Below are 21,533 nucleotides of genomic sequence, written 5' to 3'. Positions count from 1 at the left end.
TCGTATACGAACAAAATGATTGAGGTGGTGAATGAGACTGATTGTTGGAATGACGGGGGCAACGGGTGCGCCGCTGGCCGTTGCCTTGCTTCAGGCGCTGCGCGAAATGCCGGAAGTCGAAACGCATCTGGTGATGTCGAAATGGGCCAAAACCACCATTGAACTCGAGACGCCTTACAGCGTTCAGGAGGTCGCCGCGATGGCGGATGTGTCGCACAACCCGGCGAATCAGGCGGCGACGATTTCATCGGGCTCGTTTCACACCGACGGGATGATTGTCATTCCCTGCAGCATGAAAACGCTGGCGGGTATTCGTGCGGGTTATGCCGAAGGGCTGGTGGGGCGCGCGGCCGACGTGGTGCTGAAAGAGAGACGTAAGCTGGTGTTAGTGCCCCGCGAAACCCCGCTTAGCACCATTCATCTTGAGAACATGCTCGCACTTTCCCGCATGGGCGTGGCGATGGTGCCGCCTATGCCGGCGTATTACAACCACCCGCAAACCGTTGACGATATCACCCAGCATATTGTGACCCGGGTGCTCGATCAGTTTGGTCTGGAACATAAAAAAGCCCGTCGCTGGAGTGGACTTCAGGCGGCAAAGCATTTTTCACAGGAGTAAAAAAATGGCATTTGATGATCTGAGAAGCTTCCTGCAGGCGCTCGATGAACAAGGGCAGCTGCTGAAAATTGAGGAAGAGGTAAACGCCGAACCGGATCTGGCGGCGGCGGCTAACGCCACCGGGCGGATTGGCGACAGCGCGCCCGCACTGTGGTTTGATAATATTCGCGGTTTTACTGATGCAAACGTGGTGATGAACACTATTGGCTCCTGGCAAAACCATGCCATATCAATGGGGTTGCCCGCTAATACGCCAGTGAAAAGCCAGATTGACGAGTTTATTCGTCGCTGGGATAAATTCCCTGTCGCGCCTGAGCGTCGCGAAAATCCGGCCTGGGCTGAGAACACGGTGGATGGAGAAGAGATCAACCTGTTCGATATTTTGCCGCTGTTCCGTTTAAACGACGGGGACGGGGGTTTTTATCTCGACAAAGCCTGTGTGGTTTCCCGCGACCCGCTCGATCCGGATCATTTCGGCAAGCAAAACGTGGGTATCTACCGTATGGAGGTGAAGGGCCAGCGCAAACTTGGCCTGCAACCGGTACCGATGCACGATATCGCGCTGCATCTGCATAAAGCGGAAGAGCGCGGAGAAGATCTGCCGATTGCCATTACGCTCGGCAACGATCCGATTATTACTTTGATGGGTGCCACGCCGCTCAAATATGATCAATCCGAATACGAAATGGCGGGCGCGCTGCGTGAAAGCCCGTACCCAATTGCTACCGCACCGTTGACCGGATTCGACGTACCGTGGGGTTCTGAGGTGATCCTGGAAGGGGTTATTGAAGGACGTAAACGTGAAATCGAAGGACCCTTTGGTGAGTTTACCGGCCACTACTCCGGTGGACGCAACATGACGGTAGTGCGTATTGATAAAGTTTCTTACCGCACCAAACCGATTTTTGAATCGCTCTATTTAGGCATGCCGTGGACTGAAATCGACTATCTGATGGGCCCGGCAACCTGCGTACCGCTCTATCAGCAGTTGAAAGCCGAATTCCCGGAAGTTCAGGCAGTTAACGCCATGTACACCCACGGTCTGCTCGCCATTATCTCCACTAAAAAACGCTATGGCGGCTTTGCACGCGCGGTGGGCCTGCGAGCGATGACCACTCCACATGGGCTGGGCTACGTGAAGATGGTGATCATGGTGGATGAAGATGTCGATCCCTTTAACCTGCCCCAGGTGATGTGGGCATTGTCATCCAAAGTCAATCCAGCGGGCGATCTGGTGCAGTTGCCAAATATGTCGGTACTGGAGCTTGATCCAGGTTCCAGTCCGGCAGGGATCACCGACAAACTGATTATTGATGCCACCACGCCGGTTGCGCCGGATAATCGTGGTCACTATAGCCAGCCGGTACAGGATTTACCTGAAACCAAAGCCTGGGCTGAAAAACTGACCGCTATGTTGGCTGCACGTAAATAAGGAGGGGAACATGATCTGTCCACGTTGTGCTGATGAGCACATTGAAGTGATGGCGACATCGCCGGTAAAAGATGTCTGGACCGTTTATCAGTGCCAGCATTGTCTTTATACCTGGCGCGACACCGAACCGTTGCGCCGCACCAGCCGCGAACATTATCCGCAAGCGTTCCGCATGACGCAGAAGGATATTGACGATGCACCGCAGGTGCCGACCATTCCACCGCTGTTAGCAGAAGATAAACGCTAAGACAGAAGCCGGGTGGTGAGGCTAAAGCAAAACGGCAACCAGAAGGTTGCCGTTTTTACTTTTTACCTCTCTTTTTGAGAAAGAGGGTGAGAGCAGTTGATGGTTACGAAGCCCTACACCAGGCTTTTCAGGCGATAAATCCACTCCAGAGCCTGACGCGGTGTCAGCGAATCCGGGTCAAGATTTTCCAGTGCTTCCACTGCCGGAGAAGTCTCCTCCGCAGGCACCAGCAGCGACATCTGCGTGCCATCTACCTGCGTTGCCGCGGCATTCGGAGACAAGCTTTCCAGCTCTCGTAGTTTTTGACGAGCGCGTTTAATCACATCTTTTGGCACACCAGCCAGTGCTGCAACGGCCAGGCCATAACTCTTACTTGCTGCGCCATCCTGCACCGTGTGCATGAAGGCAATGGTATCGCCATGCTCCAGAGCATCCAGATGGACGTTTGCTACGCCTTCCATTTTTTCTGGCAGCTGTGTCAGTTCAAAATAGTGGGTCGCAAACAGTGTCAGCGCCTTGATTTTATTCGCCAGACTTTCAGCACACGACCACGCCAGTGAGAGGCCATCGTAGGTGGAGGTACCCCGACCAATTTCATCCATCAGCACCAGGCTGTTTTCGGTGGCGTTGTGCAGAATATTGGCGGTCTCGGTCATCTCAACCATGAAGGTTGAGCGACCACTTGCCAGATCGTCCGCAGCACCGACGCGGGTGAAGATCCGGTCGATTGGACCGATTTCGACCTGCTGTGCCGGAACGTAGCTACCAATATAAGCGAGCAAAGCCATTAATGCCGTCTGCCGCATATAGGTACTTTTACCACCCATATTCGGACCGGTGATAATCAGCATTCGACGCTGTGGAGAAAGATGAAGAGGGTTTGCGATAAATGGCTCGTTAAGCACTTGCTCAACAACCGGATGCCGGCCCTCGGTAATGCGAATACCGGGTTTATCTATGAACGTTGGACAGGTGTAATTCAGGGTGTCAGCTCGCTCCGCGAGGTTAACCAGGACGTCCAGTTCGGCCAGCGCACTTGCGCTGATCTGCAAATCCGCGAGATGAGGCATAAGGGTGTCGAACAGCTCTTCATAGAGCTGTTTTTCCAGCGCCAGAGCTTTGCCTTTGGAGGTCAGAACTTTGTCTTCATACTCTTTAAGCTCAGGGATAATATAACGCTCGGCATTCTTGAGCGTCTGGCGACGGACGTAGTGGATCGGTGCCAGATGGCTCTGCCCGCGACTGATCTGAATATAATAGCCATGAATGGCGTTGTACCCGACCTTCAGCGTGTCGAGGCCCAGGCGTTCGCGCTCGCGAATTTCCAGTTTATCCAGATAATCCGTTGCTCCGTCAGCTAATGCCCGCCATTCGTCCAGCTCCTCGCTGTAACCCGGGGCGATCACACCGCCGTCCCGAACCAGCACAGGAGGGGCTTCTACAACCGCACGTTCCAGCAGCTCGCGCAGTTCTGTAAATTCACCCATGCTTTCGCGCAGTTTTTGCACTGGCGAACTGTCCACTTCTGCCAACTGCGCACGCAGTTCAGGAAGTTGCTGGAATGCATGGCGCATACGGGCAAGATCTCGTGGACGAGCGGTACGCAGGGCAAGACGCGCAAGAATGCGTTCAAGATCGCCCACCTGACGCAGCACCGGCTGCAACTCGGTATACCGATCCTGCAACGCACCTATCGTTTGCTGACGGCTTTTTAAGACAGCCGTGTCGCGAACCGGCATGTGCAGCCAGCGTTTAAGCATTCGGCTGCCCATCGGAGTGACGGTACTGTCGAGCACGGCAGCGAGGGTATTTTCCACGCCACCCGCCAGATTTTGAGTAATCTCCAGGTTACGGCGCGTGGCGGCATCCATAATGATGCTGTCCTGCTGACGCTCCATCGTGATAGAGCGAATATGCGGCAGGGTAGTACGCTGCGTATCTTTCACATACTGCAAAAGGCAGCCCGCAGCACACAGGCCGCGCGGTGCGTTTTCAACGCCGAAGCCGATTAAATCACGGGTACCAAACTGCAGATTTAACTGCTGACGCGCGGTATCGATTTCAAATTCCCACAGCGGTCTGCGGCGCAGACCACGACGGCCCTCAATTAAGGCCATCTCGGCAAAATCTTCCGCGTACAGCAGTTCTGCCGGATTGGTACGCTGAAGCTCTGCAGCCATGGTTTCGCGATCGGCGGGTTCACTCAGACGAAAACGCCCTGAGCTGATATCCAGCGTCGCATAGCCGTAGCCTTTGCTGTCCTGCCAGAGCGCAGCCAGCAGATTATCCTGGCGTTCCTGCAGCAGCGCTTCATCACTGATAGTTCCCGGGGTGACGATACGTACGACTTTGCGCTCGACCGGACCTTTTGACGTGGCCGGATCGCCAATCTGCTCGCAAATAGCGACGGATTCACCCTGGTTCACCAGCTTCGCCAGATAGTTTTCTACCGCGTGATGCGGGATCCCTGCCATCGGAATCGGTTCGCCAGCCGACGCCCCACGTTTGGTGAGGGAGATGTCGAGTAGCTGTGATGCCCGTTTCGCATCGTCATAAAAAAGCTCATAAAAATCGCCCATACGATAAAACAGCAGAATTTCAGGATGCTGAGCTTTTAGCTTCAGGTACTGCTGCATCATGGGGGTGTGGTCTGATAGAACCTTGTCAATAGACTCATTCATATTGATTTTACTCGTTTTTTAAGTCTTTTGGGTACTCAGGTGACCCCATGTGAAACCCTTATAAACCCATGTGAATCGTTAAATTTGTATACCAGAAGTATTCTAGCTACTATCTGGTATACACACTTGAACTGCTGGTATACATCGATGAAAATGACACTCAATCAGTCGATTATAATCAATAAGTTATCTATCGACGTCAAACCAAGTCTCGATCAAGATGGGCGAGTAGTGTACTTACCCAACATAGATAGAAAACCTTATCTTATCACTGACAGCCATCGTGATTCACCAGTCGGTTTCGGTGTCAAAATCAGTGCAACGAAAAAGACCTATATCGTTCAGCGACGAGTGTCTTCTCCTGGCAATCGCCCTAAGACAGGGGGGAAATCTCCATCGGAGGTTATCAGGTCTACAATTGGCAATGTCTCTGATTTCGCTAACATCGATCAAGCCCGCGAGGTTGCTCGCAATTTAGTTCAAACCATGAAGTTGACCAAAAGGAACCCTAACAAGATAAAACGGGAGTCCGATGCTTCTGAGCTCACTATCAGTGAAGTGTTTGCACAATACCGCCAGCATCTGCTGGGTAGAGCGAAACCAGCTAAACCCAACACCTTGGCTGTATTAGATAAAGCAGAAAACAGGCTTTCTGAGTGGGCTGGTTTGCGAGTTAAAGATCTTACTGGTAATGAAATTCTTCGGAAGTTTGATGAGATTGCTTCAAGAGCCAGAACAGCAGCGGAACAGACCTTTAGGTGGATTAATGTTGCTGTCAGACATGCAATCGAAATTGAAGCCAGCAATGCCCAGACCCAGCAACGACAACCCTCCTTGTCCTACAATCCATTCTCTATCTTGAAAGTTCAGAAGAAGTTCAGGACTCGTTCTGAGCTTGAGGATAGCTATCGTGCGAAAGGTGTTCGAAACCCACTTTCTCCGAAAGATACACTTGGTCGGTTCTTGACTGCATTACACAATAAGAGAAGCTTCAACCGCCTTGGGTGCGATTATCTGTTACTCACCGTTCTCTTAGGTGCTCGTAAGGAAGAAACAGCATCTTTATGTTGGAGGGAAGCTCTCACCAATGAAGAAGCAAAAACGACAAGCTATGTTGACCTGAGTAACAGAACTATCCGTTTTTACGACACTAAGAATCGAAACGATCACGAACTTCCGATTTGTGATGCCGTCAAAAGAATTTTGGAAGATAGAAGAGACATAGTAAACGATACGGTAACCCGGAAGGACAAACAGAAGTGGGTTTTCCCGGCCCGTTCTTCTCGAAGTAAAGTTGGTCACTATTCCGATAGCAAAAGTCTAAGGGAATATATCTGCCAAGAGGCGGGAATCCTGAAGCTTGGTATGCATGATCTACGAAGGACATTTGGTAGGGTTGCTGAAGAACTTGTTTCATATGCCGTCGTTAAGAGATTGCTCAATCACAGAAATACAACAGATCCAACAGAAAGGTATGCAGAACCTGATCAAGAACGGATTTTTGAAGCATTACAAAGGATTGAGTTGCATATGCTTATGACTGCTCCTAAATTATACAATGTGTTACTTGCTTCGGCTAAGTATCCTCCATTACCTGAAACGAGGGAGTGAAGATGAGTGTGGTGGAAGTTTTGCGGGAATATTCAGAGGTATGGAAACTATTTGGTCAAATGCCTGATTCTGCCACTGTAAATAGTGAGCTTGCTTCTGTCTTTCTTGGCATAAGCATCAAAACCCTTGCCCGATATAGACAAAATGGGGGAGGGCCACCTTATATCCAGTACCAAGCAGAAGATACGAAAGCGAGAAATCAGCGGGTTCTCTATGTATTAGGTGATCTGCGAGTTTGGAGAGATATCCATAAAGTAAGTAGTTCAATGCATGGTGCTCAGGTTCGTGGTTTGGCTTTTACATCATTGACCGATTTTATAGAAGAACATCCTTTCATTGTTAAAAATAAAATCATCCATAAAAGGAAAATAAAAAGGTTAGGAGTTAGAGATTCAGATACTGAGATATACGATGATGTCATCTTAGGGCATATACTCTGTGTGGAAGAAACAGTTTTAACAAGCCAAATATCTAATAACGACTTGCAGGTTATTTGGATTTCAATTGAAGAAGCTTTGAAAAAACATTGGGAACATAACGATAATAAAAATATATTTTTAGAATGTTTTAAGCTGTGCTCAAAAGAAATTATTACAAATGCCGAAATAATTAGTGATTATAATTTTTTAAAACAGCAATTGAGGTGATAATGAAAATTACACAAATGGAGATCAAAGGCTTTAAGAGCTTTGATAATGTAGGGCAAACTATAAATATAAATTCATTCACCAGCTTAATTGGAGGGAATGGAACAGGTAAAACGGCAGTTCTACTCGCATTAACGAGAATGTTTGGTGTTAAAAGCTCTGATAGGATTGTTCAAGTTGATGATTTTTATGTCCCTCCTGGAGATGAAATCGAAGATCAAAATGAACGAGAAATATCAATTCGTGTAAGATTCGAATTCGCAGGTCTTAAAGATGGTGAGGACGATTCAGTTGCAGATTTCTTTAAGCATTTAGTTTCGAGTGAAGCAGAAGAAATCCCATACTGTATAGCAAAATTAAAAGCAAAATGGACAAAGACTAACCTTGCTGAAGGGGATATAGAAAGCGATCTTGTATGGGAAATAGGGGATTATGAAAAAAATATAACGGCATATGAAAGATCAAAAATTCATGTTCATTATGTTCCTGCTTACCGAGATCCTGCCCAACAACTGAAGCAAACAGCCGGAACTATCATGCACCGTTTGATAAATGCAGTCGAATGGTCTGAACATATGGGAGCAACTGTTGATGAGGTTGCTGTATCAATCGGAAACCAGTTTCAAGAAGAAGTGGGGGTACAGACAATAACATCTTCTTTAGGCAGGAATTGGAAATCCCTTTTCACTGGTGGTTATTTCGAAGAGCTTCAAATCAAGCCAGTAGTGAATGGAATTGAAGATGTTTTAAAACATATCGATACTGTCTTTTTACCCAGCCCAGATACTCAACCTTTACCAACTGAAAGATTGAGTGATGGTATGAAATCATTATTTTATTTATCTTTAGTTAAATCTGCATTTGATATTGAGGATGAGATAATCAATTCGGAAGGAAAAGAATTATCAATATCAGTAGAGGCATTAGATCCTCCAAACTTAACGATAATATTAATTGAAGAGCCAGAAAATCATCTCTCACCACAATATTTAGGACGAATAGTTAAGCTATGTGAAGAGATATCTGAGAATGATCGAGCACAGGTTTTTTTAACAACACATGCACCATCACTGCTTAATAGGGTAGAGCCTGAAAATATAAGGTATTTCCGGCTTAATGATAATAAAAATACAATCGTCAAGGAAATATTATTACCAAGCGAAGATGAAGATGATGCAGACAGTGTCGATACCTTCACGTATGTTAAGGAAGCTGTAAAAGCATATCCGGAAATTTATTTTGCAAAAGTTGTCATTCTTGGTGAAGGTGATAGCGAAGAGATCGTTATACCTAAAATAGCACAAGTAAATGGAATTGAACTTGACACTTCATTGATAACATTTGCTCCATTAGGTGGGCGATATGTTAATCATTTCTGGAAACTTCTAAATGAGCTTTCAATTCCTCATGTAACTCTTCTTGATTATGATTTTAGAAGAGGCGGAGGTGGATGGGGAAGAATAAAATACGTTATCAAACAATTAATCGCAATTGGACATGATAAAGATAAAATTATTAAAACCTCTAAAGGAGTGTTATCCGATGCTGAAATCCAAGAAATGCATGAATGGGACGAAAATGAAGCTTTTGAAAAATCTTGGATAAAATTTTTCGAAAGCTACAATGTTTATTTTTCCTATCCTTACGATTTGGATTGGATAATGTTAAATGCTTTTCCGGCAAGCTATCATTCTTTTATACCTGATAATGGTGGTCCAAAAATACTCGAAAAAACAGATGCTCGATATATTGATAAAACCAAAAATGCTATAGCCTCGGTATTAAAGAAAGATGCAGAAGATATTGATATTAAATCTTTTGAGGACCACGACCAATATTATTGGTATCGATACTTATTCCTTGGTAGAGGCAAACCTTTGTCTCATAACTATGTTTTAAATAAGCTTAATAATAATTCATTAAAAAATGATGCACCTATTGTATTGAAAGATCTAATCGAAAAAGTGAGAGGATTACTTTAATGCTGACTATTGAAGATGCAGATTGGGTATTAAAGGATATCCAAGAAGTCGAAGACGAGGCTATGAAAGTAATACAGAATAGTACAGAGCATAATCTTGTTCTTGCAGGTCCTGGTTCAGGTAAAACTGAATTATTGGCTCAGAAAGCATGTTTTTTAATAGAAACGGGAAAATGTAGTAAGAAAAAAATCATCGCACTATCTTTCAAAAAAGATGCGGCAAAAAACCTACAAGATCGAGTCAACTCACGGCTTGATTTAAAATATAGGAATAAGTTTGAATCCACGACATTTGATGCTTTCTGTAAAAGTATTGTAGATAGATTTAAAGGTACTCTTCCGAAGTTTTATCGTCCTTCAGACGATTATGAAATTATTTCTCTTAATAAAAGAGAATTTATAGCAGAAATAAAAAGAGAGGCATTAGGTTTTGAGGGGTTGACATCATTTGAATTGAATAAAATAAAGCATTCAAATTTTGAAGAGAAATACATTGTAGTTCCTTATAAAAAAGAAGCAAGGCATACAGTTAATGGAAGGATAAGATATTTTGTATGGACTCATTTATTGAAAGGTAAGTCAAGAATTTCATTTGAAATGATAAATTATCTTGCTAATAGAATTATAAAGGAAAATAGTTTTCTATCAAACGCCATTAATTCAACGTATAAATATGCCTTCATTGATGAGTTTCAAGACACAACATCTAAACAATATGAGGTATTTAAAAGTATTTTCTTTGATCGAGCTATAAAAATCACAGTGGTTGGTGATACAAAACAAAGAATAATGGGGTGGGCAGGAGCATTACCTAATGCTTTTGATATTTTTAGGAAAGACTTTGCAGTTGACAAACATAATGAATTAGTAAGAAATAGAAGGTCATTAAAAAATTTGATAAGTTATCAAAGACTAATGGAAGCCTTCATGAATGAAGCTGAAAATAAAGCAGAGTTAATTTTAAATAAGGATGAAGGTTTAGCAAGGTTAATGCAGTTTGATGAAGTTGACCAAGAGGCATGTTATATTGCTTCACTTATTAAAAAATGGATTGATGAAGGCATTGAGCCAAAGGATATATGTATTTTATCAAAAAGCGTGGCCGAACAGTACTCTAAAAAAATAATCTCAGAGTTAGCTGATTCTGGTGTGAAATGTCGTATCGAAAATGATTATCAAGAATTATTGAACGAAGCAATAGTACAATTGGTTCTACAACTTCTAATGTTTGTTTGTAATAGAAAATCTATTGAGTGCTGGGGGGCTACAATGGAACTTTTATGCAACATTAGAGGAGTCAGTAAAAGAGGTGATGTTACTCGTTTAGAAAAAGAGTTAAGTAATTTCATCAAGGCTAATAAAGAAATAAAAAATGATGTTGTTGATTATTTGAAGGGCTTACTAACAATATTTGGTATCTCTGAGTTAAAATCTTATTTTCCGCAGTATATGAATGGGAATGGTTTAGAGCATAATATTAATACTCTTTCTAAACATCTCGAATCGTTAGACATAAAAAATAATATTTCAAATGCTATAGATATGCTGAGTGGAAATAAAACCGTGCCATTTATGACTATCCATAAAAGTAAAGGTTTAGAATTTAAAAAGGTCGTTATAGTAGGACTTGAACCGGATGCTTACTTTGGTGATGATGAAGGACAAATAGAAAATCAAAAAACAGTTTTTGTAGGATTTTCAAGAGCTATCGATGAAGTGTTTATGACTCGTTGTAAACTAAGGATGGATAATTTTGGTAATGTCTCCAGACAGAACTTTAATAGAATACCACTGATAACCGATATGCTAATTTATTGTGGTATCGAGGCTAAGAACTATCAAGGTTGAAAAATGATGGCGACCTGAAATCGCCATCATTATTATTTTGTTCTTTGCATATTCAATTTGAAATTACTTCCGATTTCGTTAATAACTTCCAATGTTAACTGGCTTTTTGAAGATTTTATTATTTTATAGGATTGGTTTTTCCCATCTGCCATATTCTCCTCAATAGTTGGTAACTTTTTATTGTTTATCACCTCTATTTTCAGTGGATCAAGATCTTCGTTATTTAAAGCCAGCTTCATAGGTTTTGTTTTTAGGCTATTTAATGATGTAATTAACTCATTATCATATAGTTCCCAATCACCAGCACCGTCAGAAAGATAGTCTATGAATATATGGTCACCTGGAGCATAAGAGTCAATAGAGATACTGCCATGAAAGTTGTATTTTCCATTAGAGAAAAAGGTCGTTTTGCCATTAACCCTAACGGTATTACCTTTTACAGTGTAAGAGTGATCAGATAGCCAGCTTCCAACAATACTGTCATATCTCTGAGTAGAAGGGGAGGTCGGGTTGTAGTACGCATAGATTGCGAATGCTGTCGCAATAATCCCGCATAAAGAAGCTATAACTCCTATTATCTTTAAAAATGCAGAAATTTTTCGTCCCATGAAACATGACTCATATAATATAGATCGGAGATTAGTAATTTTATCATCATATAGTTTCCATTAACATAGTTGTCTAATTTTTCGGACACCGTACATTTCAATATTTACTAATTTCATAGTTGTACTTTACAAAACAAATTACACTTTTCTATTATTCATTTTAAATCAATGAGTTACTAACTAAGGTAAATATAGGGGACTATATATTCACCTTAAGGTGAATATATGGTCGATTCGTTATTTGAGCCGCAATCAATAAGGTTGTTGAAAATAATGGAAAATAAATTTGTAACTTGCTAAAAAATTATGTTACCTATAAATAAAAATTAAATTATGGGGTAACAATGAAGAGTGAATATTTAGTTAAAAAGATAATGACGAAAGGGGGAGAAAGATTTTGTATGATATTAAATTCAAACTCTGGCCTGCCGTTATATTATCAAAATATATATCTTGGTTTGCTTGGGCGACAGAAAAATAAGTCGTTCAATACTATATTGAGAAACGCCTATGTTTTGATCCTTTTTGAAAAATACTTGATTAAGGAAAATATAAGTATACTCGAAAGAGTAAGTAACAAGACTTTTTTAAGCTATACAGAGTTATATTCATTATCAGAGTTTCTTAGAGTGAAAAGGAAGAAACGTAAAATAATTGATATGGTGACATACAAAAAGGTTAACGAAGAAAACCTACATTATCGACTTACAGTTATTAGCGACTATATATCATGGATTTATGATTCGTTTTATAGAGGTTCTGTGTATGAAACAAATTCATTGCTAAAATTCATTAAATCCAACTTTCAAAAGCATAAACCTAAGATAACTTCATATTCTTATATGAGCGATAATTTCAAATCTTTAGAAAAAGAAACTGTAGAAGCTCTACTGGAATGTGTCAGTCCTGAAAGCGAATACAATCCATTTGAGAGGAATTGTCGGAAAAGAAATCAACTTGCTATATTAATACTTTATGAAACTGGAATGCGAGGAGGGGAGCTTCTAAACTTAAAGATATCAGATTTTAAAAGAAAGCAAAGATATCTGAAAATATCCAAAAGAATAAATGACCCAGAAGATCCCAGAGTATTTCAACCACTCGTAAAAACGGTTGAGAGAGAGATTAATATCAGTGAAAGGTTATGTATGCAGATAAGTTCATATATTGAAGGTGAGAGATCATATCATGCTAAATGTAAGAATCATGATTATCTATTAGTTACTCACAAATCCGGAGTTACAGAGGGATTACCATTAACCATAAGTGCATATAACAAAATTATGAGAAAAATAAAAGAAATTGAACATGAAGGAAGCTCTTTCAGACACTTCACTGGACATTGTTTACGACATACATGGAACTATATATACAGCTTAAAGTATATAGGTGTAACAGACCCATATAAATTAAACGAGTTAGATAGAATCCGGTGCATTAGAATGGGTTGGAAAGTAAACTCAAAATCAGTTCTGATTTATAATAATAGATTTATAAGCGAAGAGGCTTCCAGGGCTTTCCAGGAAGCAGATTTACTGAAAGAAGAAAAAATAAATAATAACAAAGGAGGAGTGAATGGAGAAATCGATTTTAGAAAAACTCTCGGTATTAAAAGTAAAAGATAGCGGATTTGAATTCAATGTAAATGATAATGTTTGGGTTCTTAGTAAAGACATAAAGTTGAATTTGTTATATTTAGAAAATACAATCAACTTATCTTTATTATCACTTGTAAAAGAAACTCTTGCATATACCGCTGTACATTTTAGCTCTGCTTATACGAGAAAGTTCTACTTTGCCATTAAGAAATTAATTGTATTTAATAATGGTGAGTTGAAAGAGTTTGAGTGTGGTTTGTTGAAACGGTTCTACAATACATTCTTAAAAATAAACTATACGCATGTAGAAAGTATGAAGTACTTTCTAATAAAATTTCATGAGTTACACAATAAAGTCTTAAAACAAGAGGTTATAGATTTAATCTCAAAATGGAAAGTCGCAAAACCCAGGACAACTACGGCCTATAATGAAAGGCAAAAATACTTAAGGCCACTGCCTGATAATGAAATGAAGCACTTAATATTTAGTATTACAAAAGAATATAATGAAGGCAACATAACCATGAATGATTATCTTTTGGTTATGCTACTAATTTATACTGGTCGAAGACCAATGCAGATAGCACAACTTAAGAGAAAAGACCTTTATATTAAAAATGAAGGTAATTATTTAAATATTCCGAGATTAAAACAAGGTGGGAAGTTTCGAACTGATTTCACTGAATTGAAAATTAGTGATAATTTATTTTATTCATTATCCGAGCTTAAAGCCATAGTTAAAGCTTTTGCACAAAATGAAGCTCAGGATAAATTAAGCAAAGAAGAATTAGATAATCTCCCATTATTTATTGACCCAAGCTTTTTTAATTCTGGTTATAATATTAACGAATTTTATGAAAATAACTTTGTAAACTTGCATATGAGTTCAAAGACAATTACAAGTCGATTGCAATCTGTTCACCGTAGAGTTAGTGGTAATAAAAATTCTACAATAAACTCCCGACAGTTAAGGATTACTTTGGCAACAAGACTTGCTCAAAGAGGATATGGGTTAAGTACTTTAGCTAAAGTTCTGGATCATACAAATTTGAAATCCGTACTATCTTATGCGAAAAATAACGAGGAGTTTTCGTTCAGAATAGAACAAGCAATTAATGAATCAATAAGCCCCTATGCTTCTCCATTTCTAATGGATAGTGAGGGTATCACATTCAAAATGGTTGAGGATTTGATTAATATAAAAAAACTAACTAATCAATTAATATCCAATCATTCAAAACAATCAGAAGTAGAACTATTGGTTGCTTTATTCGCAAGTGTAGAGAGTAAAATCAATACAATAATAAAGTTTCTTAACACTGAAGAGGAATAAATACCATGTATTTTAAAAATTATGATTTTTTCGCAAATGAAGTAAGAGTTCAAGCAGAAAGAGACAATATAATAAACTGGAGTAGCCTATCATGGGGGAAAGGAGTGGCTTTCAAAAAGTTTAGTTATAAAATAAATGATATAAATATGGGGGAGCATTTTCAACAGTTAGCGAAAGTCCTTATATATAGAGAATGTTTCCCTAATGTCCATAAATCACTGATTTATCTGACAACAATCAAGCTTATGGAATATTCATATATGGAATTAAATGTTGATCTTCATATCGTTAACTTAAATTCTGAAATTATATTCAATATTGTAGATCAAGCTGAAAAACATTACTCAATCAATCGTGCATGTGCAATAGAAAAAACACTGAAAGAAATTTTAGAAGTCTTAGCAACCAAAAACATAATAAACCCAAGACTCAGCAGGTTTAACACCAGGTTGAGAGGGATTTCAAATAAATCAGCAAGGGATATTTCAGAACAAAATAATGTTAAAAAGAAGTTACCCGAAGACGATGTGATTGATTTTATAGGTAGAGTATTTCGTTCTGAAGATAAAAGTGAACGAGATATATTTACCACCTCTATTATAGCTTTACTTCTTTGTGCCCCTACACGAATATCTGAGATCATAAACCTTGAAGTAGATTGTGAAGTTGAAGGGACTGATTCTGAGGGAAAAGCTACTTATGGCATTCGCTATTTCTGCGCAAAAGGGTATGGTGATAGTATTAAGTGGATTCCAAGTAATATGAAACCAATAGCCAGATTAGCTATTCAAAGGTTAAAAAATTTATCTCATACAGCAAGGGCTATCGCTGCTATCCGCGAAAATGGTGAATTAGAATTTTACAACCTGTTAGGAACAGAACCAGAGGCAAATGATTTTTATACAAAGCTGTGCGATATCTTGAATATAAAAAACAAAAACTCCTTTAATATCAGAACACAAAATGTCTTGGCAAAGGTCGAAGAGGAGAGAATTAGTGCAAAAGAATTTTGGAACGAAGTTTTAAATTATGAGGAAAAAACAGATCATTGGAATGATTTTTTTATTCCTACCAAACTCAGCAATAAACTCTTACTGTTAGCTAAAGATCAATTGCATATGAAAAAGGGAAGTGACTTATTTCATGTTGCACCTGCAACTAAAAAATTATTTTTTGCAGACTTCAAGAAAAGATCAGGTGCAGGGAAAGATAGTGCTTTAAATTTCTTTCAAAGGCATAAATCGTTACAACCAGATGGTATGAAAGAAGTGTTTAGAAGCCATCAGCCAAGGCATCTTTTGAATACGCTTGCTCAAAGGGCTATGTTATCTGAGGTGGAAATAGCATTTTGGTCAGGAAGACGAAGTGTGGAACAAAATAGTGTTTATGACAACAGAAGTTGGGAAGAATTGAGAAATATCGAGAGGAAGGTGTTATTTTCCGAAGAAATGTTATCTGATTTAGGAGAAGGAGTTAGATTTGAACTAATTGCTAAGATCAAAGAGAATTTAGAATCACTGCGCAATAATTATGAATTATATAAAAGCCAGCATGATAATCAACGAGTGAAAATACTTGTTAAGGAAATTAAAGAAATCGATAAAATAATAAACCATATCATTAGATATTACAATAAAGGTGACGAACATGAGCAAAAAGTTTAGTAGTAAAGATATTGAGTTTATTCTTGATAAAATAAACAGTTGGGAAGGGGATATAACTTGGATTGGCATTTGTGGCTCGCTTGAAGAGCATTTTGGGAAAAAACCATCACGACAAGCTCTTTCAAGACATGCAGTAATAGCTTATGCATATCAGCAGAAAAAGAAAAGTAAAGGTGAAACTGTTAAGCATATTAAAAGTCCTCAAAGTCTTGCCTATGCTTCGAATAAAATCAATAAATTAGAACATGAAAATGCGAGATTACTAAATGAGAATAATAGACTTCTTGTTATGGTTAGAGACCTTCAGATGGTCGCATACAGCAAAGGTCTTAGAGAAGATCAAATTTTTTCCAAAAACAAAAAATAATTTTAATATTAATAGGTTTTGTCTATTGATATTTTATAAATGTGTGGTAATTATATATGTATTGTCAGGAAGACAAAATCAAATTTTGCAAGGATGCAACTTATGAACAAAAACAATTTTAATTCAGTAATGACACTTGAAGAACAGCTTGTTGTCATCGTAGATAAATACATATCAAGACTGTACCTGTCGCACGATAAAAGTTTCTCTCATCAACTCTACCTAATATTTGTCGGTTATCATTTAAAATACTTTTACCCCAGAAGACAATATACGCGGTCAAATCGTAATATAGATAACATTATGACGATGTTTAGTTCTGTGTATAAATCTCTGACGAGTGGTTTATTAAGGCAATTAAATAATAAAGAAGCTGTTCTTCGTGAGTTAAACTCTCTCGTTAACTATATTGATAATAATCAAGAACGAGCAGAAGAAATCTATGCTACGGTCAGAGCACAATATGAAATGAAAATAATCGAGAAAGAGTTGACTCATGAGGTTCGCGTAAGAACCGTTAGGCTGTAGTAAAATAGCCCCTAAGTAGGGGCTAACAGAGAGTGTTTGGTTGCGACTGTTACTGAACTTCTTTCCATACACCATCAGCTTTAACTAATTTAATTGGCTTTGTCTGTTTATTGTTGCTAATAGAAGCATCTACAATGCAGTTATATACATTATTTGCTTCTTTTGAACAGCTAACTTTCTTCACATAATCTATTCTTAAAAGATATTTTTCTGGAATTCTTGAGTCAAGAGCTTTCATACTTGCATTTGATCTATCCACAACACTTTTGAAAGCATTATAAATATCTTTTTCTGATGGTTCGCTATTACAGGCTGTTAATAGAAATGTTGTAAGGAGAACGGTAAGGATTGAGTATATTTTCATTTTATATATCCAAAGGAAATTAATTAAGAACATTAGTTTTGGTATTGATGTTGTCAATAGAGAGTGTCCATTTGCTGTCAATTTCACCGTATAAAAACAACTCTGTCTGCATACTTTTTTTTAATTTTATAGATAAGAATAATGATACTTACGAAAAACGTAATGACTGATACAAGAGTGCTGCCGGTCCACGAAAATGCTAACCACGCGAGACCAAATGCGACGAATTGAAACAGGAATGCCACACTGAGCGGGCTTTCACCGTAAGCGATCTTTGCATGACAGCCTTTGCAAATTCGCACACCATGATGACTTTGTGTAAAGCAGAACGGGCACTTTATTGTTTCGTTTTTCATAGCTATCCCAGTCTGGAAGATTAAATTCTGTTTGTAGGGATTCTCGATGACTGACTCGCTTTAGTAAAATTGCTTGTACCGATCGATGATCAGTGCTTGATAGGTACTGTCTATCATAACTAGTTTATCGATCTGTGATAACGATCAATATTTTCTTGACTAAATGCAAATTTAGTACTGGGAAATAGAGTTCGGTTACGAGCGGTGTTTGCAACTGGCTGTCTATAAACGGATTTTTCTTTTCTGGGTTAGATGTTGAGTTGCATATACTTTTGAGAATCCCGCAGGGTTGTTGTGAAGAATGCTCTTTCCATAGACTCTCAGAAGCTCAATGTATTGCTTTAAGGAAGCAAGCCACTTTACGAAGCGGAGATGCTTTTGCCGTTGTACTGCATTTTTTTGAAGAATCTTTCCTACGATTTCGTTTCGTTTGTCTTCTCTGAACCGTAATTCCAGTTCTGCAATTTTTTCAACGATACTTTCCTTTCTCTCAGTGGTTTTCAACACTGTTGCAGGAGCAGGAGCAGGAGCAGGAGCAGGAGCAGGAGCAGGAGCAGGAGCAGGAGCAGGAGCAGGAGCAGGAGCAGGAGCAGGAGCAGGAGCAGGAGCAGGAGCAGGAGCAGGAGCAGGAGCAGGAGCAGGAGCAGGAGCAGGAGCAGGGGAGTCTTTTGCCAGTATGTCGGTTCGCAATGTTTCTAAATGGTTAGGATCGTAGTTAAGCCGATTACTGAGATTTACCCAAGAGTAGCTCTTACCCAATTGCGAAGCTTTAAATGCTATTCCTGCGTATTCAAATGAAAAGCCGTTCATTTTCCCGGTAGAGGCGATATTAGCTGTCCAGCCGACTTCTGAATCTTCGAGTCGCTTAACAAAAGTGAGAAGGTCAGGCTTATCTTCTAAACTTTTATCAAGGAGCATTTGTAGCTGTTTCTTATTACAGATGTCACCTGTTCGTTGTTCAAACATTGCTTCATTACGGGAAATTTTTTTGTTTGTTTTTTTCCCTGTAACAGTATTCATTGGTTTTAATGGTTCAGGGCCTTTGGTGATAGTAAGATTGTATTTGATTTCAAGTTCCTGAATTATTCGGCCACTGACTAAACTCTCATGCCGGCCAAGATGAACTTTACCAGACACGGCATCGACTCTATTAGCAATGATGTGTATGTGCTGACCCATACTGTCGTCGTGTAATACATAACAACGAAGATGAGTGTCACTAAACCCCATTTGATCCATGTAATCGTCAGCTATCAACTTCCATTTTTCGTTTGTAAGCTCTTCACCTTTAGGAAGGCGAAGCGAGTTATGCCATGCAGGTTTTGCAATGTCGGTTCTGAGCCTACTGGCCGTATCAAACTCAGCTATCAGTTCATTGGCACAATCACCTGTCATGTTGCCACCTATGATACTGGGAGCTTCTCTATGGTGAGAAGCTGATTTCAACACATACTTCACGACATTGATAAAGTTCTTGTGTCTTTTTATCCGTTGCATTCCCTTCATAGGAATACCTACTTATCCGAATGACAAACAGAAGCTGTCAGGCACAAACGAAGTTCTTTGATCTGTTTCTTTACAGCGAAGATCTCTGTTTTAGTTAATTCACTATTGCTACTTTTTGTGTCCAAATGATTGATTAATCTGTTTAGCTTTTGTGATATTTCAGACAATGATTTCCATGCTTCCAAGTTAATAGGGGGGATAACTGGAGGGAGCCTATCAAGGGAAGTTAAACGAAGCCATTCGCCTTTACTTTTGTTTCCACGATTGGAATTAAGGATCTCTAATTCTTCTTTATTAAATCGAACACTGACACAGTGTATTCGTAATGATTCATTTGATGATATTTGATTATTACAAATAGGCTGAAAGCTATTTGTATAGGATAAGGTTATTGTATTACTCATATAAACTCCTTTTCATATGTGTATTCGCTTTATGGTGAGCGATCCTTGCACACCTAATACAGTTATAATATAAATGAAAATTATGTCAATGAGTTAGGTAAGACTTAGACTTTCTTTTTCAATCGAAGGGCGAAAAACAAGGGACTAAGAGAAGCGGAGCTTCTCTTAGTCATACCTTGCAGATAAAATTCCAATTATAAAGTAATTATTTTAAGACTTGTTTTGTTTCTCTGGTTCAATTGGAGTGACAGTAGCTGACGATTCATACATATCACTTGAGTTCATAATAGAATTATCAGGTAATGCAATATTGGGATTCTTTTTCTTTCTGGTAGTTAACGATTTTTCAGTAAGCCATCTATCTAATACAGCGATGAAGTTATCATAAATCTTAGATTCATCAGCATCTTCTCTTCTAAACACTTCAATTAGGTGGTAAGTGCGTTTTTCAAAAGCTCTCATCGGCTCAAAGAAACACTCTTTGATTAATGCTTCATCAAAATCCTTTCTGATGACACCTGCTGCAATAAATTCATAATAGTTCAAGATATATGAAGCATCTCGACAGCCTTGAATCAATTCAGGTTTAATTTTAGGACCTGCTTTATGTCCATTATAATATTCTGAGGCTATTTCTTCATTAATGCAGGACTGTAAACCAAAAGTCTTATAAACATTATCTAATTTTGCGAAGTAATGAGCACTATGCCTTTGATTCATTATTGTATTGAGAGTATGTGATTTTCTTGCAGAAGAAGCTGTAACTACTGACTGAATCCACCACCCAGTACCTAAGACAATCGAACTTATTAAAACCGTCAGTGATGTCTGGTAATTCTTTCCAGACTCACTCAATAATACCCCTGACACAATTATTCCGAGAAAGCAAAAATAGCAAGCAATAAATGTAAGGCTCTTTTTTAACTCAGGGTATTTTCTACATAATATTTGATGTATGATTAATGTAAATAAAAGAATACTCAAAAAATATATAGCATATGCCCTAAACTTTGGACCAGTAAAAACATTTGTACTAAGCCATGAAGAGATATTGGCAGAATAAAAAGATATTTGCCAAATTAGGAGTGTTAATATAGCTCCACCGATAACCCCCATAGTTAATAGTGCGGAGTATTCTTGAAAGAAGCTCTTTGATTTATTAGGATCTGCCATGATTCCACCTAAAAAAACAGAGCATAATGATATGCTCTGTTATAATATGTTTAATGAATTAAATTAAATGTTATTCGTTGCAACCAGATTCATTTGAGCCTGAATTAAATTTATATGTCATATGTATATTCTCCTTCATGGGTTTGCATCTAATAAATAGCACAGGACAGAGGTTTTGTCAATTTTTTTGTCTTTGAGTTATTGCAAATACAAATCTAATTTATTAATAAAATCCATAATATCCCTCACGAATTTTTATGTTTAAATTATTTATTTCGTAAAACTTTTTTCCAGATTTAATTATTCTGATAAACCGTAGGATGGGTCATTGACCATCTTTGCCATAATCCAAAAAAAATCACTAAATTTTCCTGTCTTGTTGAAAATTCCTGTAAATAGTCTATCTATTGAGCAGAGATGAGTAAACAACCAACATGTGGTTTTTTTTTTGCTTTTTTGAAGAGTTAGTTATCTGCTTCTATCAAACTAGATCCACACCACCCAGAATGTATGCCAACAGTAAGCTAGAGCCTACTTAACAAGCATTTTATACATCTATTTCAATA

The 21,533-nt window shown here is 39.1% G+C and carries 19 protein-coding genes; 12 read left to right on the top strand and 7 right to left on the bottom strand.

Going from position 1 to position 21,533, the window contains the following annotated elements:
• Positions 1-31 precede the first annotated feature (31 nt).
• Genes SOM82_RS16050 through SOM82_RS16040 form a run of 3 tightly spaced genes read left to right on the top strand, consistent with a single transcriptional unit; the run spans position 32 to position 2,298 of the window.
• On the top strand, positions 32-619 hold the full coding sequence (locus SOM82_RS16050) for a non-oxidative hydroxyarylic acid decarboxylases subunit B (protein ID WP_320460469.1): 588 nt from the start codon (positions 32-34) through the stop codon (positions 617-619).
• A 4-nt stretch (positions 620-623) separates the two neighbouring features.
• Positions 624-2,051: a non-oxidative hydroxyarylic acid decarboxylases subunit C gene (locus tag SOM82_RS16045; protein WP_320460468.1), complete on the top strand. Its 1,428-nt coding sequence runs from the start codon at positions 624-626 to the stop codon at positions 2,049-2,051.
• A gap of 10 nt (positions 2,052-2,061) precedes the next feature.
• Positions 2,062-2,298, top strand: coding sequence for a non-oxidative hydroxyarylic acid decarboxylases subunit D (locus tag SOM82_RS16040; RefSeq protein WP_154126013.1), 237 nt, complete (start codon positions 2,062-2,064; stop codon positions 2,296-2,298).
• 113 nt (positions 2,299-2,411) lie between these two features.
• Here SOM82_RS16040 and mutS read toward each other — a convergent pair whose 3' ends face one another.
• Entirely contained in the window at positions 2,412-4,979 is a 2,568-nt protein-coding gene (gene mutS / locus SOM82_RS16035; protein ID WP_320460467.1) for a DNA mismatch repair protein MutS, read from the bottom strand.
• Positions 4,980-5,126: 147 nt separating this feature from the next.
• On the opposite strand from mutS, the gene SOM82_RS16030 reads away from it, so the two are divergent.
• The 4 genes from SOM82_RS16030 to SOM82_RS16015 are packed head-to-tail and all read left to right on the top strand — an operon-like array spanning position 5,127 to position 11,066.
• The gene (locus SOM82_RS16030) at positions 5,127-6,590 is read left to right on the top strand and encodes a tyrosine-type recombinase/integrase (RefSeq protein WP_320460466.1); all 1,464 of its coding nucleotides are present in this window, start codon (positions 5,127-5,129) and stop codon (positions 6,588-6,590) included.
• A gap of 2 nt (positions 6,591-6,592) precedes the next feature.
• A complete protein-coding gene (locus tag SOM82_RS16025) occupies positions 6,593-7,237 on the top strand; it encodes a hypothetical protein (RefSeq protein WP_320460465.1) in 645 nt (214 codons plus the stop codon).
• A gap of 2 nt (positions 7,238-7,239) precedes the next feature.
• Positions 7,240-9,219: an ATP-dependent nuclease gene (locus tag SOM82_RS16020; protein WP_320460464.1), complete on the top strand. Its 1,980-nt coding sequence runs from the start codon at positions 7,240-7,242 to the stop codon at positions 9,217-9,219.
• A complete protein-coding gene (locus tag SOM82_RS16015) occupies positions 9,219-11,066 on the top strand; it encodes a UvrD-helicase domain-containing protein (protein ID WP_320460463.1) in 1,848 nt (615 codons plus the stop codon). The genes SOM82_RS16020 and SOM82_RS16015 overlap by 1 nt, the downstream gene beginning before the upstream one ends.
• 32 nt (positions 11,067-11,098) lie before the next feature.
• Here SOM82_RS16015 and SOM82_RS16010 read toward each other — a convergent pair whose 3' ends face one another.
• Positions 11,099-11,674: a hypothetical protein gene (locus SOM82_RS16010; protein WP_320460462.1), complete on the bottom strand. Its 576-nt coding sequence runs from the start codon at positions 11,672-11,674 to the stop codon at positions 11,099-11,101.
• Positions 11,675-12,018: 344 nt separating this feature from the next.
• Between SOM82_RS16010 and SOM82_RS16005 the strand changes: the two genes are divergently transcribed.
• From SOM82_RS16005 to SOM82_RS15985, 5 genes are all read left to right on the top strand, one after another.
• Positions 12,019-13,299 carry a tyrosine-type recombinase/integrase gene (locus SOM82_RS16005; protein WP_198920170.1) on the top strand — a complete coding sequence of 427 codons (1,281 nt, stop codon included), beginning with the start codon at positions 12,019-12,021 and terminating at the stop codon, positions 13,297-13,299.
• Positions 13,250-14,605 (top strand): site-specific integrase, encoded by a 1,356-nt coding sequence (locus tag SOM82_RS16000; RefSeq protein WP_320460461.1) that lies wholly within the window; start codon positions 13,250-13,252, stop codon positions 14,603-14,605. The genes SOM82_RS16005 and SOM82_RS16000 overlap by 50 nt, the downstream gene beginning before the upstream one ends.
• Positions 14,606-14,610: 5 nt before the next feature.
• Positions 14,611-16,269: a hypothetical protein gene (locus SOM82_RS15995; RefSeq protein WP_097364998.1), complete on the top strand. Its 1,659-nt coding sequence runs from the start codon at positions 14,611-14,613 to the stop codon at positions 16,267-16,269.
• Entirely contained in the window at positions 16,253-16,636 is a 384-nt protein-coding gene (locus tag SOM82_RS15990) for a hypothetical protein (protein WP_202693852.1), read from the top strand. The genes SOM82_RS15995 and SOM82_RS15990 overlap by 17 nt, the downstream gene beginning before the upstream one ends.
• Before the next feature lie 102 nt (positions 16,637-16,738).
• Positions 16,739-17,164, top strand: coding sequence for a hypothetical protein (locus SOM82_RS15985; RefSeq protein ID WP_202693851.1), 426 nt, complete (start codon positions 16,739-16,741; stop codon positions 17,162-17,164).
• A gap of 49 nt (positions 17,165-17,213) precedes the next feature.
• On the opposite strand, the gene SOM82_RS15980 is transcribed toward SOM82_RS15985, so the two are convergent.
• The 5 genes from SOM82_RS15980 to SOM82_RS15960 all read right to left on the bottom strand — a co-directional run bounded on the left by SOM82_RS15980 (position 17,214) and on the right by SOM82_RS15960 (position 20,967).
• The gene (locus tag SOM82_RS15980) at positions 17,214-17,528 is read right to left on the bottom strand and encodes a cell wall-binding protein (protein WP_320460580.1); all 315 of its coding nucleotides are present in this window, start codon (positions 17,526-17,528) and stop codon (positions 17,214-17,216) included.
• A gap of 83 nt (positions 17,529-17,611) precedes the next feature.
• Complete coding sequence (locus tag SOM82_RS15975; RefSeq protein ID WP_237729513.1) at positions 17,612-17,884, bottom strand: hypothetical protein; 273 nt, start codon at positions 17,882-17,884, stop codon at positions 17,612-17,614.
• 222 nt (positions 17,885-18,106) lie between these two features.
• Positions 18,107-19,390 (bottom strand): relaxase/mobilization nuclease domain-containing protein, encoded by a 1,284-nt coding sequence (locus SOM82_RS15970; protein WP_501083533.1) that lies wholly within the window; start codon positions 19,388-19,390, stop codon positions 18,107-18,109.
• 8 nt (positions 19,391-19,398) lie between these two features.
• On the bottom strand, positions 19,399-19,794 hold the full coding sequence (locus SOM82_RS15965) for a hypothetical protein (RefSeq protein ID WP_202693846.1): 396 nt from the start codon (positions 19,792-19,794) through the stop codon (positions 19,399-19,401).
• Positions 19,795-20,004: 210 nt separating this feature from the next.
• Entirely contained in the window at positions 20,005-20,967 is a 963-nt protein-coding gene (locus SOM82_RS15960) for a DUF4760 domain-containing protein (RefSeq protein ID WP_320460459.1), read from the bottom strand.
• Positions 20,968-21,533: the final 566 nt, after the last annotated feature.

It is taken from the genome of Lelliottia sp. CFBP8978 (assembly GCF_034046055.2).
Classification (GTDB): domain Bacteria; phylum Pseudomonadota; class Gammaproteobacteria; order Enterobacterales; family Enterobacteriaceae; genus Enterobacter.
Note: the sequence above shows the minus strand (reverse complement) of the source record. Positions and strands in the feature narration are given on the sequence as shown.

Coding starts and splice junctions, on each gene's coding strand:
- SOM82_RS16015 (WP_320460463.1), top strand. CDS start 9,219: ATGCTGACTATTGAAGATGCAGATTGGGTATTAAAGGATATCCAAGAA.
- SOM82_RS16050 (WP_320460469.1), top strand. CDS start 32: ATGAGACTGATTGTTGGAATGACGGGGGCAACGGGTGCGCCGCTGGCC.
- mutS (WP_320460467.1), bottom strand. CDS start 4,979: ATGAATGAGTCTATTGACAAGGTTCTATCAGACCACACCCCCATGATG.
- SOM82_RS16025 (WP_320460465.1), top strand. CDS start 6,593: ATGAGTGTGGTGGAAGTTTTGCGGGAATATTCAGAGGTATGGAAACTA.
- SOM82_RS16000 (WP_320460461.1), top strand. CDS start 13,250: ATGGAGAAATCGATTTTAGAAAAACTCTCGGTATTAAAAGTAAAAGAT.
- SOM82_RS15960 (WP_320460459.1), bottom strand. CDS start 20,967: ATGGCAGATCCTAATAAATCAAAGAGCTTCTTTCAAGAATACTCCGCA.
- SOM82_RS16020 (WP_320460464.1), top strand. CDS start 7,240: ATGAAAATTACACAAATGGAGATCAAAGGCTTTAAGAGCTTTGATAAT.
- SOM82_RS15995 (WP_097364998.1), top strand. CDS start 14,611: ATGTATTTTAAAAATTATGATTTTTTCGCAAATGAAGTAAGAGTTCAA.
- SOM82_RS15975 (WP_237729513.1), bottom strand. CDS start 17,884: ATGAAAAACGAAACAATAAAGTGCCCGTTCTGCTTTACACAAAGTCAT.
- SOM82_RS15980 (WP_320460580.1), bottom strand. CDS start 17,528: ATGAAAATATACTCAATCCTTACCGTTCTCCTTACAACATTTCTATTA.
- SOM82_RS16045 (WP_320460468.1), top strand. CDS start 624: ATGGCATTTGATGATCTGAGAAGCTTCCTGCAGGCGCTCGATGAACAA.
- SOM82_RS15985 (WP_202693851.1), top strand. CDS start 16,739: ATGAACAAAAACAATTTTAATTCAGTAATGACACTTGAAGAACAGCTT.
- SOM82_RS16010 (WP_320460462.1), bottom strand. CDS start 11,674: ATGGGACGAAAAATTTCTGCATTTTTAAAGATAATAGGAGTTATAGCT.
- SOM82_RS16030 (WP_320460466.1), top strand. CDS start 5,127: ATGAAAATGACACTCAATCAGTCGATTATAATCAATAAGTTATCTATC.
- SOM82_RS15970 (WP_501083533.1), bottom strand. CDS start 19,390: ATGAAGGGAATGCAACGGATAAAAAGACACAAGAACTTTATCAATGTC.
- SOM82_RS16040 (WP_154126013.1), top strand. CDS start 2,062: ATGATCTGTCCACGTTGTGCTGATGAGCACATTGAAGTGATGGCGACA.
- SOM82_RS15965 (WP_202693846.1), bottom strand. CDS start 19,794: ATGAGTAATACAATAACCTTATCCTATACAAATAGCTTTCAGCCTATT.
- SOM82_RS15990 (WP_202693852.1), top strand. CDS start 16,253: ATGAGCAAAAAGTTTAGTAGTAAAGATATTGAGTTTATTCTTGATAAA.
- SOM82_RS16005 (WP_198920170.1), top strand. CDS start 12,019: ATGAAGAGTGAATATTTAGTTAAAAAGATAATGACGAAAGGGGGAGAA.